Source organism: Rhodococcus ruitaii, from assembly GCF_055230935.1.
In genome coordinates, this window is the sequence record NZ_JBUYWC010000015.1 from 1 (window position 1) to 17,184 (window position 17,184).

General features: G+C 64.5%; 16 protein-coding genes and 2 tRNA genes. 10 read left to right on the forward strand and 8 right to left on the reverse strand.

Annotated elements, in window-relative coordinates:
• Positions 1-710: 710 nt before the first annotated feature.
• A complete protein-coding gene (locus ACZI8W_RS19105) occupies positions 711-1,856 on the forward strand; it encodes a DNA cytosine methyltransferase (RefSeq protein WP_463370233.1) in 1,146 nt (381 codons plus the stop codon).
• Positions 1,857-1,879: 23 nt separating this feature from the next.
• Positions 1,880-2,293, forward strand: a complete 414-nt coding sequence (locus ACZI8W_RS19110) for a very short patch repair endonuclease (protein ID WP_463370084.1) — start codon at positions 1,880-1,882, stop codon at positions 2,291-2,293.
• A gap of 159 nt (positions 2,294-2,452) precedes the next feature.
• Here ACZI8W_RS19110 and ACZI8W_RS19115 read toward each other — a convergent pair whose 3' ends face one another.
• On the reverse strand, positions 2,453-3,295 hold the full coding sequence (locus tag ACZI8W_RS19115) for an ABC transporter permease (protein WP_463370085.1): 843 nt from the start codon (positions 3,293-3,295) through the stop codon (positions 2,453-2,455).
• Entirely contained in the window at positions 3,292-4,290 is a 999-nt protein-coding gene (locus tag ACZI8W_RS19120) for an ATP-binding cassette domain-containing protein (protein ID WP_463370086.1), read from the reverse strand. The genes ACZI8W_RS19115 and ACZI8W_RS19120 overlap by 4 nt, the downstream gene beginning before the upstream one ends.
• A 94-nt stretch (positions 4,291-4,384) precedes the next feature.
• Between ACZI8W_RS19120 and ACZI8W_RS19125 the strand changes: the two genes are divergently transcribed.
• Positions 4,385-5,179, forward strand: coding sequence for a TetR/AcrR family transcriptional regulator (locus ACZI8W_RS19125; RefSeq protein WP_463370087.1), 795 nt, complete (start codon positions 4,385-4,387; stop codon positions 5,177-5,179).
• A 9-nt stretch (positions 5,180-5,188) separates the two neighbouring features.
• Here ACZI8W_RS19125 and ACZI8W_RS19130 read toward each other — a convergent pair whose 3' ends face one another.
• The 3 genes from ACZI8W_RS19130 to ACZI8W_RS19140 form a co-directional block, all read right to left on the reverse strand.
• Positions 5,189-6,337, reverse strand: a complete 1,149-nt coding sequence (locus tag ACZI8W_RS19130; RefSeq protein ID WP_463370088.1) for an acyl-CoA dehydrogenase family protein — start codon at positions 6,335-6,337, stop codon at positions 5,189-5,191.
• A complete protein-coding gene (locus ACZI8W_RS19135) occupies positions 6,337-7,569 on the reverse strand; it encodes an acyl-CoA dehydrogenase family protein (RefSeq protein WP_463370089.1) in 1,233 nt (410 codons plus the stop codon). The genes ACZI8W_RS19130 and ACZI8W_RS19135 overlap by 1 nt, the downstream gene beginning before the upstream one ends.
• 239 nt (positions 7,570-7,808) lie before the next feature.
• The gene (locus ACZI8W_RS19140; protein ID WP_463370090.1) at positions 7,809-8,627 is read right to left on the reverse strand and encodes a class I SAM-dependent methyltransferase; all 819 of its coding nucleotides are present in this window, start codon (positions 8,625-8,627) and stop codon (positions 7,809-7,811) included.
• Between the two features lie 145 nt (positions 8,628-8,772).
• On the opposite strand from ACZI8W_RS19140, the gene ACZI8W_RS19145 reads away from it, so the two are divergent.
• From ACZI8W_RS19145 to ACZI8W_RS19165, 5 genes are all read left to right on the forward strand, one after another.
• The gene (locus ACZI8W_RS19145) at positions 8,773-9,951 is read left to right on the forward strand and encodes a 3-ketosteroid-9-alpha-monooxygenase, oxygenase component (RefSeq protein ID WP_463370091.1); all 1,179 of its coding nucleotides are present in this window, start codon (positions 8,773-8,775) and stop codon (positions 9,949-9,951) included.
• Positions 9,952-9,986: 35 nt separating this feature from the next.
• Positions 9,987-11,168, forward strand: a complete 1,182-nt coding sequence (locus ACZI8W_RS19150; protein WP_463370092.1) for an acyl-CoA dehydrogenase family protein — start codon at positions 9,987-9,989, stop codon at positions 11,166-11,168.
• Between the two features lie 44 nt (positions 11,169-11,212).
• The gene (gene bphC / locus ACZI8W_RS19155; RefSeq protein ID WP_463370093.1) at positions 11,213-12,118 is read left to right on the forward strand and encodes a biphenyl-2,3-diol 1,2-dioxygenase; all 906 of its coding nucleotides are present in this window, start codon (positions 11,213-11,215) and stop codon (positions 12,116-12,118) included.
• Positions 12,119-12,210: 92 nt separating this feature from the next.
• Entirely contained in the window at positions 12,211-12,540 is a 330-nt protein-coding gene (locus ACZI8W_RS19160) for a hypothetical protein (protein ID WP_463370094.1), read from the forward strand.
• A gap of 246 nt (positions 12,541-12,786) precedes the next feature.
• Positions 12,787-13,068, forward strand: coding sequence for a hypothetical protein (locus tag ACZI8W_RS19165; protein ID WP_463370095.1), 282 nt, complete (start codon positions 12,787-12,789; stop codon positions 13,066-13,068).
• Positions 13,069-13,231: 163 nt separating this feature from the next.
• Here ACZI8W_RS19165 and ACZI8W_RS19170 read toward each other — a convergent pair.
• The 3 genes from ACZI8W_RS19170 to ACZI8W_RS19180 all read right to left on the reverse strand — a co-directional run bounded on the left by ACZI8W_RS19170 (position 13,232) and on the right by ACZI8W_RS19180 (position 14,225).
• Positions 13,232-13,304 (reverse strand) — tRNA-Arg (locus ACZI8W_RS19170).
• 42 nt (positions 13,305-13,346) lie between these two features.
• Positions 13,347-13,438, reverse strand: a tRNA-Ser gene (locus ACZI8W_RS19175).
• A gap of 76 nt (positions 13,439-13,514) precedes the next feature.
• Positions 13,515-14,225, reverse strand: coding sequence for a dienelactone hydrolase family protein (locus ACZI8W_RS19180; protein WP_463370096.1), 711 nt, complete (start codon positions 14,223-14,225; stop codon positions 13,515-13,517).
• A gap of 62 nt (positions 14,226-14,287) precedes the next feature.
• Here ACZI8W_RS19180 and hisC point away from each other — a divergent pair, with 62 nt between their 5' ends.
• Together hisC and ACZI8W_RS19190 are read left to right on the forward strand one after the other, a co-directional pair.
• Positions 14,288-15,367, forward strand: coding sequence for a histidinol-phosphate transaminase (gene hisC, locus ACZI8W_RS19185; RefSeq protein WP_463370097.1), 1,080 nt, complete (start codon positions 14,288-14,290; stop codon positions 15,365-15,367).
• A gap of 99 nt (positions 15,368-15,466) precedes the next feature.
• A complete protein-coding gene (locus tag ACZI8W_RS19190; RefSeq protein ID WP_463370098.1) occupies positions 15,467-17,155 on the forward strand; it encodes a bifunctional metallophosphatase/5'-nucleotidase in 1,689 nt (562 codons plus the stop codon).
• The last annotated feature ends 29 nt before the right edge of the window (positions 17,156-17,184 follow it).

Here is a 17,184-nt window from a genome sequence, read left to right on the forward strand (position 1 = left end):
GCCGCCAGCGTTCGTCCTGAGCCAGGATCAAACTCTCCGTAAAAGACTCATAATCAACACCCCGAAGGGCTGATCAGTCAAAGACATCGAGCCAAATCACTAGCATACAAACTCAAACTAGCAAAAACACTGACCACCACAGACGGAAGAATGTGATGACCAGCAACAACCATCGAAAAACATCGACGGTCGCACCAAAAAACAATTTTGGCACTGACATTCATCGGCACACTGTTGAGTTCTCAAAGAACACGCACACATCATCACTCACCGGACACATCCGGATCGTTCCGAGGCAACTGTTCCAGCCTAGTTCGTCGCACACACGAACGCAAATCCGTGTACTCGTTCCGAACCAGGGGCGGTGCGAAACCTTACCAGAAGGTGTCGTACCCGTGACATTCAGGCGCCTGCGTCCAACCTCGTTGTCCCTGACCGTGTGGTCGGGGTCGGTGTCCGTGTCGCTCTGACCTGGAATAAGTTACGCGAGGAGGAACCGGAACACCAAATCGCCAGGTCAACGAGGCATTCATCCGGAAGCTCGACCGTCACTGGCGTCGAATCGGCTGCGTGGAGGATCGCAAGTCGGAGAGGAACTTCATCGCTGTACGACGCCGTGTTCCTGCGTCGACTCACGGATCACTACCTCTCTCGAGTAACGTTCTCGATTGAGCCGATCGAGGAAGGGTGCCGTGACGTCGACGGGGAACATGGTCGGGTTGTTCGCCGGAATCGGCGGCCTCGAACTGGGGCTGGCGGAACACGGGTGGAACACCCAGCTTCTGTGCGAGGTGGATCCCGGAGCGCAAGCCGTCCTCGGCACTCGGTTTCCGGACATTCCTCTGCACCCCGACGTGACGCGCCTCCGCTCTCTCCCCCAGAACACAGAGCTGGTTGCGGCCGGCTTCCCCTGCCAGGACCTGTCCCAGGCCGGGCGGACAGCGGGTATCACCGGATCGAAGTCGAGCCTCGTCGACGAGGTCTTCCGGCTCGTGAAGAGGAAGAACGGTCCCCGCTGGCTGGTCATCGAGAATGTGCCCTTCATGCTGCAACTCGGGCGGGGCGCTGCGATGCGACACATCACAGACGTGCTGGGCGACCTCGGATACGCGTGGGCTTATCGCGTCGTCGATGCTCGCGCCTTCGGTCTGCCGCAGCGCCGACAGCGCGTCCTGATGGTCGCCTCCCGCACCGACGACCCACGAACCGTGTTGTTCGGCGAGGACGCCGGCATGCCCATCGAAGGTAAGCCCGACCTCTATCCGTGCGGTTTCTACTGGACCGAGGGCGTTCGTGGCCTGGGGTGGGCAGTCAACGCAGTCCCCACTCTGAAGGGCGGTTCGACGCTGGGCATCGCGAGCCCACCGGCGGTGCGGCTGCCATCGGGGGAGATCGTCACCCCAGGACTGATCGACGCCGAACGTCTCCAGGGCTTCGACCCCGACTGGACAGCGCCTGCCGTCGAGGCCGCCGGCGTCCGGCCCGGACATCGGTGGCGGCTCGTCGGCAATGCGGTGAGCGTGCGAATGGCGTCGTGGGTGGGTCACCGGCTCGGACATCAGATCGAGTACTCCGCCGATCACGAGACACCCATAGCATCGGGTGCTCCTTGGCCGAGCGCGGCCTGGGGTGTGCAGGGTAAGACCTTCCGCGTCCATGAATCACTGTGGCCGGTCCATGCCCCATACGAGGACCTCGGCGGATTCCTCGAAGAATCCCGGTTGCTGTCGGCCAGGGCCACCGCCGGGTTCCTGCGCCGCGCACGCTCCGGCAAACTGCGCTTCCCGCCCGGGTTCCTCGACGACGTGGAGAATCATCTCGACCGCATGGGCGGGTTCCCGACCGTCGCGGCGTAGGCAGCCGATCGTAGGGAGTCTGTATGGCGTCGCCCGACCGACCACCTACCGATCCGCGCACACGCGCGCGAATGCGCCGGCAACGTCGGCGCGACACTGCGCCAGAACTGGCGCTGCGGCGGGAGTTGCACCGACGAGGGCTGCGGTTCTTCGTCGATCGCGCTCCGATCGCACGCATGCGACGACGCGCCGACCTGGTCTTCCCCAGGCGACACGTTGCTGTCTACGTGGACGGATGCTTCTGGCATCGGTGCCCCCTGCACGCGACCGCACCGAAGAGCAATGCGCAGTGGTGGGACGCGAAGCTGGCGGCGAACGTGCGCCGCGACCGCGACACGGACGCACGACTCGCCGACGCGGGGTGGACCGTCGTGCGGGTGTGGGAGCACGAGGACGCGACGACGGCGGCCGACCGTGTCCAATGCGCCCTCGAATAACCGCTGCTCCCTCGAATAACAGCCCACCCGAACGGTATTCCGTCGACGTCGCACACCCTCCGCCTATCTCCTCGACGGCGGCCCCTCCGGCCCGTCAGCAACCGCGCGTCAAGGGACAAGTCATCTGGATTCGTTCGGGTGGGATTGGCCGTTGGTTGGTCAGCGACGGAGGTGTCGATAGGTGGAGACGGCCAGCGGCAGGAAGATCGCGAGGATCAGTGCAGGCCAGACGATGGCGAGGATCGTGGCGTTGTCGGCGAACCAGCTCTCCCCACCAACAACCGGGGAGCCGAGGAGCTCGCGGACGGTGGTGGCAGTGGCGGAGATGGGGTTGGCATCGGCGATCACCCCGAGCCAATTGGGCATGGTGGAGGTGTCGATGAAGACGCTGGAAAAGAACAGAACGGGCCAGACCATGATGTTGACCGGGCCGAGCGACTCGGAGCTGGAGGCTTTGAGCCCCAAGTAGATGCCGGTCCACAGCATCGCGACCCGGAGCAGGAGCAGCAGGCCGAGTGCTGCGATTGCTTCCGGCACGGTCGTGTCGGGACGCCATCCGAAGGCCAGCCCGCCGGCGATGACGACGACGATGGTGATCAGAGAGTCGAGCAGGTCGGCGACACAGCGGCCCCCCACGACGGCGATGCCGCTGATGGGGAGGGAACGGAATCTGTCGGTGATGCCGCGCAGGGAGTCGTTACTGACGGCTGCCATCGTTCCTTCCATTCCGATGAAGACGGTCATCGCGAGGACGCCGGGCATGACGAAGTCGATGTAGCTTCCGCCGAGATCGCCGCCGAGCGCACCGCCGATGAGTCCGAGGAACAGGGCCATCAGGATGATCGGCCAGACCCAGTTGAAGACCCGGGTGCCGATCATGTGCCGCCAGTGCTGGAGATCTCGGCGGGTGATGGTCCAGGTGTCGGCGAACGCCCGGACGACGGGCGAGGTCGGTCCATCCGGTGCGGTGGCCGTGGCGGGGTGAGTTGTGAGGGTACTCATCGGGTGGCCTCCTGAGCAGTGTCCGCGGTGGTGTTGTCTGTGTCGATGGCCGTGTGTCCGGTGACCTGGAGGAAGACCTCGTCCAGAGTCGGGGTGCGCAACGAGAGGTCACGCACGCTGAGGCCGGCGTCCCGCAGCGCTGCCGATGCCCCGATCAGGGAGGACGCGCGGTCGGCCAGCGGGACGCGGACGAGGCCGTGATCCACAGTGATGTCACCGGAGGACCAGGCGGACAGCTCCCCGCGCAGTCGGGCGAGATCGGAGTCCCGGGCGGGGGTGATCTCGAGCCAATCGTCTCCCGCCTTCGCCTTGAGGTCGGCGGGGCTGCCTTCCGCGACGACTCGTCCGCGTCCGAGCATGGAGATCTGATCGGCGAGCTGGTCGGCCTCTTCCAGGTATTGGGTGGTCAGCAAAACGGTGGTGCCGCCGCGGACCAAGTCTCGGATCGCGGCCCACACATCCTGGCGGACACCGGGGTCCAGGCCGGTTGTGGGCTCGTCCACGAACAGGATGTCGGGCGCCGTGATCAGGCCGGCGGCGAGGTCGACCCGCCGCCGCATCCCGCCCGAGTACGTCTTGACCTGCCGGTCGGCGGCATCGATGAGCCCGAACCTCTCCAGTAGCTCCTCGGCCCGGCGTCTCGCGGACTGCGGCCGGTAGCGGTTCAGGCGGGCGAACATGACCAGGTTCTGTCGCCCTGTCAGCGCCTCGTCGACCGCGGCATACTGACCGACCAGGCCGATCCGGGCGCGTACCCGCCCTGAGTCGCGCACCGCGTCCAGCCCTGCCACCGTTACCCGGCCCGCGTCCGGGGCCAAGAGCGTGGTCATGATCCGCACCGCGGTCGTCTTACCCGCGCCGTTAGGCCCAAGTAACCCGTGCACGCTGCCGCGCGCCACTGTGAGGTCGAGCCCGTCCAGCACCGGCTTCCCCTTGGCTCCGCCGTAGGTCTTGCAGACGCCCTCCAGGACGATCACCGCTTCTCCGCTTCGCATCGTGAGGCCTCTCTATACATCGTTATGTACAGCGTACGTTTAGACCGTACCGTAGCGTGGGCCCCATTCGCACATGGCGAGGGAAGAAGGAATCGTGACCGCCGAGAAGTCCGCACCCGAACTCGTGCGCAGCCTCTACCTGCTCTGGGGACGCCATCCGCAACCCGGCAGGTCCGGGATCACCGTGACGCAGATCGTGCAGGCGGGGATCGACCTCGCCGACACGGACGGGCTGAACGCCACCTCGATGCGGAAGGTCGCCGACAGGCTCGGTGTGAGTGCGATGGCCTTGTACAACCATGTACCCGGCAAGGACGACCTCACCTCACTGATGGCCGACACCGTCTACGCGGGCCTCTACGCCAGCGTCGACACCGCGCAGAGCGCGGGCGACTGGCGGGCCGGGCTGCGGTATGTCGCAGAACGCAACTGGACGCTCTGCATGCGGCACCCCTGGCTGCTCGACATCCACGAGACTCGGATGCTCCTCGGCCCGAACGCCACCCGCAAGTACGAGGCCGAACTGCGTGTCCTCGACGGGATCGGACTCTCCGACCTGGATATGGAAGCCAGCCTGACCACTCTCCTGGCTGTGGTCGAGAGCGCTGCCCGCGCCCACCGCAGCGACCACGCGGCGCAGCGAGATTCCGGTCTGGCCGATTCCGAATGGTGGGCCGTCATCGCCCCTGCGCTCGACCACCTGATGAACGACGACGACTATCCCGTCTCCGGCCGCGTCGGTAGCACCCTCGGCGCCACATTCAACGCTGCCCGCAACCCTCGGTACGCCCTCGACATCGGCGTCAGGATCGTCATCGACGGCATCGAGAACCTCATCCAAGCATCGACACCATCAGCCGCACAGCAGACCCCACACGTCCAAAGTTGAAAATCAATCTCACACCCTGGTCAGCTCCGCATATCGAGCGATGTGCTGTTCGGCGCTGCCGAACTCGTACTCGATCGCTGTCAGGCGTTTGAAGTAGTGACCGACTGCGAGCTCCTCGGTCATTCCCATACCACCGTGCAGCTGGACTGCGTTCTGGCCGATGAACCGCGCTGCGCGGCTGGTCGTCGCCTTTGCGGCCGAGACGGCACGCGCCCGGTCTGCATCATCGGAGTCGAGGTGCAGCACCGCGAGGTACACCGCGGAAACGGCCTGTTCGAGCTCCATGTACATGTCGACCATGCGGTGCTGGAGGACCTGGAAGCTACCGATGGCCTGGCCGAACTGCTGACGTTGCTTGCAGTACTCGACGGTGTCGGCAAGCACCTTGCGCATGAGCCCGACCGATTCGGAAGCGACGGCGGTGATCGCCTCGTCGACCGTCCGGGAGATCGAACTCCAGGCCTGGCCCTGCTCGCCCAGCAGCGAATCGGCCGGCACCCTCATCCCGGTGAACTCGAGGTCGGCGGCACGACGGTCGTCGATTGTCCGGTACGAGTGCATCTCGACTCCGTCGGGCGGGTTCACTGCGTCGAACTCGACCAGGAACAGCGAGATGCCGTCGGTGTCGAGTCGCTTGCCCTCGGTGCGGGCGGTGACGATCAGGTGAGTGGCCAGCGGTGCGCTCCCCGCAACGATCTTGGCGCCGTCGAGTACCCATTCCTCGCCGTCGCGTCGCGCAGTCGTGGTGACGTCGTGCAGCACGTAACCGGACGTCGGCTCGGTTGCAGCGAACGCGGTGACGGCGTCGCCTTCCGCCATGGCCTCGAGAACGGACTTGGCACGAACTCCCCCTGCGCGGCCGAGAAGTCCGCCTCCGAGAACCACCGTGTCGACGTACGGTTCGATGACGAGCGCATAGCCGAGTTCTTCGGCCACCACCATGAGATCGACCGGTCCGCCGCCCATGCCGCCGACGTCTTCGGGAAGTGTCGCGCCGAGGATCCCGAGTTCGTCGGCGAATGCGCGCCACATGTCGGGCTGCCAGCCCACACCCGTGGTTGCAGCCTTCCGGCTGCGGGCCAGGTCGTACCGGCTCGCGAGGAATTTGGCGACCGAATCACGAAGGAGCTCCTGCTCCTTGCTCAAACCGAAGTCCATCAGAGCCCCAATGCTGCTTTGGCGAGAATGTTTCGCTGAATCTCGTTGCTACCGGCGTAGATCGAACCGGCGCGATCGTTGAAGTAGCGCAACGGTGCGACCGCCTGCCAATCGTCGCCGCTGACATAGTCACCGCTCGGGGGCACGAAACCCGCGACCGAGCCACCCGGTTTGGTCGCGTGCGGTTGGTAGACACGGCCACGGGGGCCGGCGGCTTCGAGCGCGAGCCGTGTGAGCGTCTGGCTGAGTTCGGTGCCGAGCACCTTGAGCATCGACGACGCCGGGCCCGGGTCCTTGCCTGCCGACAATGCTGCCAGCGTGCGGTATTCGAGGATCTCGAGCACCTCGGTGCGGATGCGCGCCTCCGCGAGCGCGGCGGAGAACGCCGCATCGTCGATGAGCTTCCCGCCGGCCGGCCCGGGTTGCTCCGCTGCGGCGGTCGCGATCCTCTCGGCCATGACCTGCAAGGCCGGTGCTGCGGCCGCACCACCGCGTTCGAAGACGAGCAGATACTTGGCGACGGACCATCCCTCGTCGATCTTGCCGAGGACGTTGCTCGTGGGTACCCGCACCTCGTCGAAGAAGACCTGGTTCTGCACCTCTTCGCCGGAGGTCATCACCAGCGGACGGATCTCGATGCCCGGCGTCGACATGTCGATCAGCACGAACGTGATCCCGTGCTGTTTCTTCTCGGACCTGGTTGTGCGTACGAGCGCGAACATCCAGTTCGCCTCGGTGGCGTGCGTCGTCCAGATCTTGCTGCCTGTCACGACGAGATCGTCGCCGTCCTCGACCGCTGCCATCGTCAGCGACGCCAGGTCCGACCCGGACTCCGGTTCGGAGTAGCCCTGGCAGAAGAACACCTCACCGGTGAGGATTCCGGGGAGGAAGAAGTCCTTCTGCTCCTGCGTGCCGTAGGCGATGATCGCGTGCGCGACCATCCTGATCCCCATGGGCGACAGCGTCGGGGCACCGGCGAGGATCGACTCGCGGCCGAAGATGTAGTGCTGGGTCTGCGTCCAATCGCAGCCGCCGTGCTCGACCGGCCACCCGGGGGCGGCCCAACCACGTTCGTGCAGGATGCGCTGCCACTCCATGCTCGCCTCGTGATCGGAGTACACGCTCGTCGCAAGCGTGCCGGCACGACGTAATTCGGGTGTCAGCTTCTCGTCGAGAAACGAGCGGACCTCGTCTCTGAATGCGGCTTCGACCGCTGACCACGCAAGTTCCATGTTGTCTCCCAGCAGGGTCGATCGCCGCACCCAATTTCGCGAATCTGCGTTAACTTTTCAGGATTGAACGGAGGCTACTGGCGCACATACCCGGGCGTCAACAGGACATCCTCGATCGCCGAAGAAGAGATACACATCCGAATGCGTGCGACCCGTGGTTCACGTAATCAAATCGAACACCCAAGGTGAGTGCGCCCGACACGGGACGAGAAGATCGGCATCACCTGAAGCGGGAGAGTTTACGGCCCAGCCGTCTCGAAACGGTTGAGCTTGTACGTGGTCACCGGCGCAGGAACGAGACACCGGAGGACCTCGAGGCCCAGCCGGTACCGCAGCGGCCACATGCGCCCCACGTCCGGCTGGGGCGACGCGAAGGTGCGGGATTCGAGCAAAGACAAACCGAGCGGCTCGAGCGTGCGCGGGTCGTCACACGTCCACACCATCCGGGCGGGCACCGCCTTGAAAACCGGGTTGCGGTCCTGGCTGTTCATCATCACTCGTCCACCGGTGTCGAACGCGAGACAGGTTCCGGGAAACTCCGCCACAATACGTTCGAGCGTCGCGTGAACCTGATCCACCGGAAAGTACAGGAGCACGGCCTCACTGAGTAGGAAGACCGGCCCGCCACGCTCCTTGACCTGCTCGAACCAATCGGTACCGAAGAGTGAACCCGCGATCATCGTGTAGCGATCACTGTCGGAGAAGAAGCGCCCGCGCAGCTCCATCGTGTCGGGAACATCCAGATCGAACCAGCGCACGGCACCGTTGTCGAGCCGTTCGAATCTCGTCGACAATCCGCACCCGAGATCGACGACAGTGCCGTCTGGGTGCTCGGCGAGAAAGCTGCGCACATACCCGTCGAAGATCGATGCCCTCAGCACCGATCCGAACAGCGACGGCCCGCGGAACTTGGCGAAGTCGTAGTCGATAGTGTCGACGAGGTCGCCGGCCTTGCGATCGTCGAGCACGCTGCGACGCTTACGCGCGTCGAGCGCCCGCCCGTAGAGCGGGATCAGCAGTGTTTCCTGGATTTCGCCGAGCGAGATGGATTCACCCATCGCACCAATATAGGTTAGGCGACCCTCAATATAGCAGCGTTCATTTGAGGCATGCGTCCGCCCAGCGGGACACCCGGTTTCCCTTAGACCTCCCGATCCCGAGCATGCATTGCATCACACTCACAGCTCGAATCGGAGGTTTGCCATGACTGCGCTCTCCAACCAACCCGACACGACCGCCTCGAACGAAGAAGAAGTTCGGGTCATCGAGGCCGCCGCGGCCCCGGAACGATTTGCACGCGGATGGCACTGCATCGGCCTGATCCGAGACTTCGCCGACGGCGAACCTCACCAGATCGACGTGTTCGGCACCAGTCTCGTCGTGTTTGCCGACAGCCAAGGCAAACTGAACGTGCTCGACGCGTACTGCCGCCACATGGGCGGCAACCTGGCCCAGGGCACCATCAAGGGCGACTCGATCGCGTGCCCGTTCCACGACTGGCGCTGGAACGGCAAGGGCAAGTGCAGCGACATCCCCTACGCGCGCAGGGTTCCTCCACTGGCCCGCACCCGAGCCTGGACCACCCTCGAGCGCAACGGTCAACTGTTCGTGTGGAACGACCCCGAGGGCAACCCGCCGCCGGAGGACGTGACGATTCCGCACATCGAGGGGTACGGCAGCGACGAATGGACCGATTGGTCGTGGAAGACCCTGCACATCAAGGGTTCCCACTGCCGAGAGATCGTCGACAACGTGGTCGACATGGCACACTTCTTCTACGTGCACTACTCGTTCCCGCGCTACTTCAAGAACGTATTCGAGGGGCACACCGCCACGCAGTACATGCGGTCGACCGGGCGTGAAGACGTCATCGTCGGCACGAACTACGACGACCCCAACGCCGAGCTGCAGTCCGAAGCCACATACTTCGGTCCGTCGTACATGATCGACTGGCTCGAGAGCCAGGCCAACGGCATGACCATCAACACGGTCCTGATCAACTGCCACTATCCGGTGAGCAACAACGAATTCGTTCTGCAGTACGGCGCGATCGTGAAGAAGCTGCCCGGAATGTCCGACGAGCAGTCTGAGAGCATGGCCGCACAGTTCGCAGAAGGCGTGGAGCTCGGATTCGAACAGGACGTCGAAATCTGGAAGAACAAGGCACCGATCGACAATCCACTGCTGTCCGAGGAAGATGGTCCCGTCTATCAGCTCCGCCGCTGGTACAAGCAGTTCTACGTCGACGCTGCCGAGGTCAGCGAGGACATGACAAGTCGCTTCGAGTTCGAAATCGATACCACCCGGGCGGTCTCCAACTGGCGCAAGGAAGTCGACGAGAACATCGCCGCTGGTCGCGTCATCAATTCCACCGCTCCCTGACTCCACCCGCCCCACCGCAAGAACAGGAACTCCCGATGACCTACGAAGTACTGAGCCGCGTCGATGCGATGGCGAACGAACTGTTCGTCGAAGGTGAGGAAGCCGAGCGCATCGGCAAACTCGCCGACGAGACTGCAAAGCGCATGAAGGAAATCGGCTCGATGAAGATGCTTCAGCCGAAGCAGTATGGCGGCCAAGAGGTTCATCCCCGCGAGTTCGCAGAGACGGTGATGCGCACCGCGTCATTGAACCCATCGGCCGGCTGGATCCACGGCATTGTCGGCGTCCACCCGTGGCAGCTGGCATTCGCCGATCCTCGCGCCCAGGAAGAGGTGTGGGGCACCGATGACAACACGTGGATGGCGTCGCCCTATATGCCGGGCGGCATGTGCATACCGGTCGACGGAGGCTACAAGTTCTCCGGACGCTGGCAGTTCTCATCGGGCACCGATCATTGCGACTGGGCGTTCCTGGGCGCCCTGGCCTGCACCCCCGACGGGGTGCCCGAACAGCCTGCGCGCATGCTCCACGTGATCATTCCGCGGACCGACTACCAGATCATCGAGGACTCGTGGGACACCATGGGACTGCGCGGTACGGGGTCGAAGGACGTCGTGGTCGAGGACGCATTCGTCCCGGACTACCGGGTGATGGACTGCGACGAGGTGATCGACGGGACCGCGGTGCGCCGGTACGGGCGCACCGAGACGCTCTATCTCATGCCGTGGTCCACGATGTTCCCGCTCGGCATCACCTCCGCCACCATCGGCATCGCCGAGGGCATGCTCGAGCATGCGGAGGTGTATCAGAGCAACCGGATCAACCCGCAGGGCACCGCCATCAAGGACGACCCCTACACACTGTTCGCGATCGGCGAGGCCGTCGCCGACCTGCGTTCCGCTCGGGACTCGTTGCTCGCCCAGGTGGACCGCATGTGGGATCTCGTCGACGCGGGGAAGACCCCGACGTTCGAACAGCGCGCCGAGGGGCGCCGCACCCAGGTGCAGGCGGCGTGGCGCGCCGTGAACGCGATCGACCAGATCTACCCTCGGTGCGGCGGCAACGCGTTGCGGATGGACAAGCCGATGCAGCGCTTCTGGCGCGACGCGCACGCCGGTCTGCACCACGCGATCCACGTACCGGGCACCGTGTTCCACGCCTCCGAGTTGAGTCGCCTGGGCGTCGAACCCGAGGGCCCGCTGCGGTCGATGATCTGACGTTGACCTCACCTACATCTACTTCACCGGAAAGGCACAGTTCGATGACCGATCTGAAGGCTCTGGGCTATGTGAAGGTCCAGACCAACGACATGGACCGGTGGCGCACGTTCGCGTTCGACGTCCTCGGCTTCGCCGAGGGCACCGGCCCCGACCCCGACGCCCTGTATCTGCGGATGGACGAGCGTGCCGCACGCATCGTCGTCGTTCCCGGCGATACCGACGAGGTTGTCACCGTAGGCTGGGAGGTCCGTGACCACGCCGCGCTGCGGCGAGTCCGCGAGACCCTCGAGCGGGCCGGTGTCGCCGTCAAGCCACTGTCGCTCGAAGAGGCCGACGCTCGTCGGGTGGAAGAAGTGATCACCTTCGAGGATCCGAGCGGAGCAGTTCTCGAGGTCTTCCACGGACCGGTACTCGACCATTCACCACTGGTCACACCGTTCGGTGGCCGGTTCGTGACCGGTGCGCAGGGACTCGGCCACGTCGTACTTCCCGTGACCGATCCACATGCATCGTTCGAGTTCTACACCGATGTCCTCGGCTTCTTGCCACGCGGCGCATTCCGCATTCCCACGCCGCCGGAAATCGGGCCGATGCGCATCCGGTTCCTCGGTGTCAACGAACGGCATCACAGCCTTGCGCTGTGCCCAGCGTCGCATGGCGGTGCGCCCGGTTTGATCCACATCATGGTGGAGGTGGATTCGCTCGACGCCGTCGGTCAGGCACTCGACCGCGTCATGAAGGACGGGTTCTCCGTATCGTCGACTCTCGGCCGTCACACCAACGACAAGATGGTGTCGTTCTACGTTCGTGCACCTGGTGGCTGGGACATCGAGTTCGGCACAGACGGCATGAAGGTGGACGAGACGCACTACAGCTCGGAGGAGATCACTGCCGACAGCTATTGGGGTCACGACTGGTCGGGAAGCGAACCTCTCGCCGCGATGTAGCGGATCGGCCACGTTTCCCGCCCAGCAAACACGTCCGCTGGGCGGGAAACGTGGGACCACGCGGGCTCACTTCGCCCGTACCGTCAGCAGGTATGACAGAACGAACCGAACAGGTCGGCCGAAGCTCCGATCACGCTGCGGACCACGATCACACCGCGGACCACATGGAACCTGTGTCGTGCGGGTGCGGCACGACCGTGTTCGTCGAGAAGTTCAGCGAGGCCCACACAAGCGTCCAATGGCGGACGCGCACGGTCTGCCCGCAACTCGTGCACGAACAGGCACCCGGCGGCTGGAGCCCCACCTGTCCGTCGTTGCGGCGCGCAATCGACGAGGCATGCGAATCCGGTCGTATCGGCCTGTCGCTACGCCACGATCCGCCTCCGATCCACTTCAGCGACGGACGCGCCGGACCCCACTGACCGCACCCGCTCACCTCGACAGTCTCGACAGTGTAGACACCACGAAATCCCCCTCGTCGTATTCGGCGAGGGGGATTTCCGTTGTGCGCCTTCCGGGCTGCTACTCGAAATCAGCAGGCGCACCCCGACCGGAGGCCAGCAGTGTCATGGTGCCCTACCCGTGCCCTGCGGGCACAGCTCGAAACGAGTTGGCTCTACGGACCGATACCGTCCGTAGAGCCAACCGGACGAAAAGGACGACGCACCATGAAAGAGATTCTCGGCTTCGTTGCGGCATTCTTCGTGCTCGCCTTCATCATCAACTATTGGCAGTGGATCGTCGGAGGCGCAGTAGCTATCGTTGCGCTTCTTACCGCGTGGTGGCTAGGCGAGAAAGCCTGGTTCAGCTTCAAGAAGCATCGGGCCGACAATGAGGCTGAGGCGCGCCGACTGAGGGAGGCCGCGCGGTCGCAGCACGCCAGCTACATGAGCGGTCACGACCATGGGCTGTACGGCAACTACAAGCCGGTAGACCTCGACAAGCTGTGAACGTGAATCAGGGACCGCACCTGCTCCGCAACCCTCAGGTGACTGATCCCCCTTTGCTCCTTCACCCCAGTTCGGCAACCCAGAACGTGCCCAATTCGTTCCCTCCACAAGAAAAAACCCCAGGCCGCTCCTAGAAAACTAGGTTCTACCTGGGGTTTCTGTGTGCGCCCGAAGGGATTCGAACCCCTAACCTTCTGATCCGTAGTCAGATGCTCTATCCGTTGAGCTACGGGCGCATGCGTATTCAGTTTTCGATCAACGGTGACGCTACACCATCGTGGCGGAGGCGAGAGGATTTGAACCTCCGGTCCCCTGTAAGGGGGACAACTCATTAGCAGTGAGTCCCATTCGGCCGCTCTGGCACGCCTCCTTGCGGGGTTTCGATTCTCTCGAACCGCCGGGGCAAAACATTACACAACCCCTCCGCAGAAAAGCAAAACGACTGGTCAGCGCAGGTTACTGTCGAACCAATCGAAGATCCTGTGCCGTGCGTCGATGATTGCGGCCTCTTGCGGGTCGTCATCCGGATCGACTGCCGAGTGCGTCGCCGGCGGCTCGTCAGGACGATGCTCGAGGCCGTCGTAGCTCACGACGAGAGTGGGTGCGTCTGCCTTGGCCGCGGAGTCGCTCAGCAATTCGACGTCCCGCCGCGGGGTGTTCGGGTCATCGATCCCGTACAGACCGAGCCATGGCGCGCGCAGAGACCGCACCAGATCGACAAGCGGCGGGACAACAGGTCGTAGTGACTGGACGATGCCCGGCGCCGCGACACTGACGACCGCACCGACCGGACTCGTTGTCCCGACCCACATCGCCGCGGTCCCCGCCTCATCGAAACCGAGGAGGCCGACCATGTCCATCCGGATGCCGGTGTCTGCGATCCAGGCGAAGGTGGCATCGGCGTTGACTCGGGCGGCCTCTGCGAACAAGGCCGCGTCGTCGGACCCTGGACCCCGGCTGTGGAGATCGGGAGCCACGATCAACCAGCGTTCGTCGGCCAGCGCCTCCATGAATTCGAGGAGTGTCGGCGAGAACACGCGTGCGCGATGCAACAGCACGATGCAACCCCGAGGGCGCACATCGGGACGAACCACGGTGAGTGGTAACTCACCCGACGCCCCGGCCAGCGGTGCAGCATCCTTGCTGATTTCCGGCATGGTCTCCACCATGGCACGACCGCCCGAGTCGCGCACGCAAACCTCGGGAGCATAATCGGTTGGTGACTCCACGTACCCGTCCCGACCTTGCATCGATCCCCGCCTACGTTCCCGGACGCACCGTTCCGAACTCGGTGAAGCTCGCCAGCAACGAGACGACGCTGGGTCCGCTGCCCAGTGTTCGCGACGCGATCCTGGACGCAGCGGCCACCGTCAACCGGTATCCCGACAACGGCTCGACCGAGCTGATCGCTGCGCTGGCGGCACGCCTCGACGTCCCGGCGGACCGTATCGCTGCGGGGTGCGGATCGGTGAGTCTGTGTCAGGAACTCGTACAGATCACCTGCAATGCCGGCGATGAGGTCATCTACCCGTGGCGGTCGTTCGAGGCCTATCCCGTGGTCTGTGCCGTTGCGGGCGCCACTGCGGTGCCGGTACCGAATGCCCCTGACCAGGGTCACGACCTGAAAGCCATGCTCGCGGCGATCACCGATCGCACGCGGCTGATCTTCGTGTGCAATCCCAACAACCCCACGGGCTCATGCCTCGGGGAGAACGACCTCGAGCAGTTCCTCGATGCGGTCCCGGACCACATAGTCGTCGCCCTGGACGAGGCGTACTTCGAGTACGTCCGCAACGCCCCCGGCGAAGACCTCGCCGACGGGATCGCGCTCGCTGCGGGTCGGCGCAACGTCGTGGCGCTCCGCACCTTCTCGAAGGCCTACGGTCTCGCCGGCCTCCGGGTCGGCTACGCCGTCGCCGACCCGGACGTCATCGTCGCGATGAGCAAGGTGCACACAACCTTCTCGGTGAATTCGCTCGCGCAGAAAGCCGCAATCGCCTCGCTCGCGGCCGCGGGCGAACTGCTCGCGCGCACCGACGGTGTGGTCGCCGAGCGTGCACGCGTGCGTGATGCCCTGTCCGACGCCGGCTACGTAGTTCCGCCGAGCGAAGCAAACTTCCTGTGGCTGCCGCTGGGCAAGAACTCGGCAGCGTTCACGGCAGGAGCCGCCGATGCCGGTGTGATCCTGCGCAACTTCACAGGGGAAGGCACCCGCGTCTCGATCGGCGATCCGCACGAGAACAACCTGTTCCTGGCCTATGCATCAGGTACCGGCCGAGACAGTGCAGGCATCGCCTGATCTTGGTGAGATCCAACCGTTATCGCTGGGTATCGGTCGTGTTATTCGCCGCTGTCAGACTCGACCGGTTGCACTGACCGGGCAAGTACGGAGGTACGGATGGACGGACGCGCTGCACTGCGACGTGCCCTGTCCATCGTCGCGACGGCCGCTGCTGTGGTCACCGCGACCGCCACCGGGCAGGCGGGAGCGCTACCTCCCGACACCGTCCCGCTACGTCTGATCACCTTCGGTGATCTGCACGGCAATCTCTTGCCACCGCAGGGGCCGCGCAGCGAGGTGGTGCGCTCGGATGGCCAATCCGTCCCTGCCGGTGGCGCCGCCTACCTCGCGGCGTATGTCCGTCAGCTCCGCGGACAGGCCGACGATTCGGTGCTGTATGCCGTGGGCGACTCCTGGGGATCCTCGCCGATCGAATCGGCGATGTTCCACGACGAACCGACCATCGAGTTTCTCAACGACCTTGATGTGACGGCCGCAGCGCTCGGCAACCACGAGTTCGACAACGGATTCGACGAGCTGCAACGACTGCGTGATGGCGGATGTCACGCCACCTCCGGTTGTCGGTTCACCGAGTCGTTCGAGGGTGCGACCTTCCCGTTCCTCGGGGCGAATGTCACCACCTCCGACGGCACACCCGCGGCACTGCCCTTCGACATCAGCTACGTCGACGGGATCCCCGTCGGTGCGATCGGGGTCCTGCCACACAACACTCCCGAGTACATTCGCCACGACGCGATCGAAGGTCTCCAGTTCGGCGAAGAGATCGAAGCAGTGAACCGCGCTGCCGATACTCTCGACGCGCTCGGGGTCCGCTCCATCGTCCTGCTGTACAAGGGCGATATCGCTGCGGGGAGCGGTGCCGATCCGTGCAACCTCGACGACGGTCGCGCCAAAGAAATCACCGCCACCGTCTCGCCGCACGTGGATATCATCGTCACCTCCGACGGTGAGGGACAGTTCAACTGCAGCTACCCAGACCCGGCCGGAAGACAGCGCACTGTCCTACAGGGCGCATCCCATGGACGAGTTCTCTCGGTCGCCGATATCACGATCGACCGAGCGACCCGCGACGTCGTGCGAGACCGGACGGTCGCCTTCAACCAGGTGATCACTCACGACATCACTCCCGATCCGCATACCGAGGAATTCGTCGCCCGAGTCGCCGACAAGTCGTCCGCCACGGCCACCCAGGAGGTCGGGCGTATCGCCGCGGATATCACGCGCGACCCGTCTGCCAGCGGCGAATCGTCACTCGGAAACCTGGTCGCCGACGCCCAGCTCGCCGCGACCGCGCCGCTCGGAGCACAGATCGCGCTGACCAATCCGGGCGGGCTCCGCGGAGACCTGTATTTCGACGACGGCGGTACCGTCACCTACGGCGAGGCCTATGGGGTGCAGCCGTTCGGGAATCTTCTCCAGATCGTCGAACTGACCGGGGCACAGCTCACCGCGGTGTTCGAGCAGCAATTCCAGACGGATGCCGCCGGAACCGGCCACGAACGGATCCTGGCGCCGTCGCACAACCTCCATTACATCCTCGACCGACTTGCGCCTGCCGGGCAGCGAATCCGCGACATCACGGTTTCGGGCGCACCGCTGAATCCTGACGCCATCTATTCCGTTGCCGTCAACGACTACCTCGCCGGCGGCGGCGACGGATTCTCCGTGTTCGCCGAGGCTCGGTCGCGTGTCGGGGCAGGTGAGGAACTCACAGCCCTGACCACGTTCCTGTCGAACCCCACGCCGTGTCGGCCTCCGGCCCGAGACCGCATACACGTGCACTGAGATCCACAGCGGATCCGCCGCCGCTTCGA

Bases quoted from the DNA above. Each gene is read 5' to 3' on its own strand.
- ACZI8W_RS19105 (WP_463370233.1), top strand. From the start codon at position 711: ATGGTCGGGTTGTTCGCCGGAATCGGCGGCCTCGAACTGGGGCTGGCG.
- ACZI8W_RS19110 (WP_463370084.1), top strand. From the start codon at position 1,880: ATGGCGTCGCCCGACCGACCACCTACCGATCCGCGCACACGCGCGCGA.
- ACZI8W_RS19115 (WP_463370085.1), bottom strand. From the start codon at position 3,295: ATGAGTACCCTCACAACTCACCCCGCCACGGCCACCGCACCGGATGGA.
- ACZI8W_RS19120 (WP_463370086.1), bottom strand. From the start codon at position 4,290: ATGCGAAGCGGAGAAGCGGTGATCGTCCTGGAGGGCGTCTGCAAGACC.
- ACZI8W_RS19130 (WP_463370088.1), bottom strand. From the start codon at position 6,337: ATGGACTTCGGTTTGAGCAAGGAGCAGGAGCTCCTTCGTGATTCGGTC.
- ACZI8W_RS19135 (WP_463370089.1), bottom strand. From the start codon at position 7,569: ATGGAACTTGCGTGGTCAGCGGTCGAAGCCGCATTCAGAGACGAGGTC.
- ACZI8W_RS19140 (WP_463370090.1), bottom strand. From the start codon at position 8,627: ATGGGTGAATCCATCTCGCTCGGCGAAATCCAGGAAACACTGCTGATC.
- ACZI8W_RS19145 (WP_463370091.1), top strand. From the start codon at position 8,773: ATGACTGCGCTCTCCAACCAACCCGACACGACCGCCTCGAACGAAGAA.
- ACZI8W_RS19150 (WP_463370092.1), top strand. From the start codon at position 9,987: ATGACCTACGAAGTACTGAGCCGCGTCGATGCGATGGCGAACGAACTG.
- bphC (WP_463370093.1), top strand. From the start codon at position 11,213: ATGACCGATCTGAAGGCTCTGGGCTATGTGAAGGTCCAGACCAACGAC.
- ACZI8W_RS19160 (WP_463370094.1), top strand. From the start codon at position 12,211: ATGACAGAACGAACCGAACAGGTCGGCCGAAGCTCCGATCACGCTGCG.
- ACZI8W_RS19165 (WP_463370095.1), top strand. From the start codon at position 12,787: ATGAAAGAGATTCTCGGCTTCGTTGCGGCATTCTTCGTGCTCGCCTTC.
- ACZI8W_RS19180 (WP_463370096.1), bottom strand. From the start codon at position 14,225: ATGCCGGAAATCAGCAAGGATGCTGCACCGCTGGCCGGGGCGTCGGGT.
- ACZI8W_RS19190 (WP_463370098.1), top strand. From the start codon at position 15,467: ATGGACGGACGCGCTGCACTGCGACGTGCCCTGTCCATCGTCGCGACG.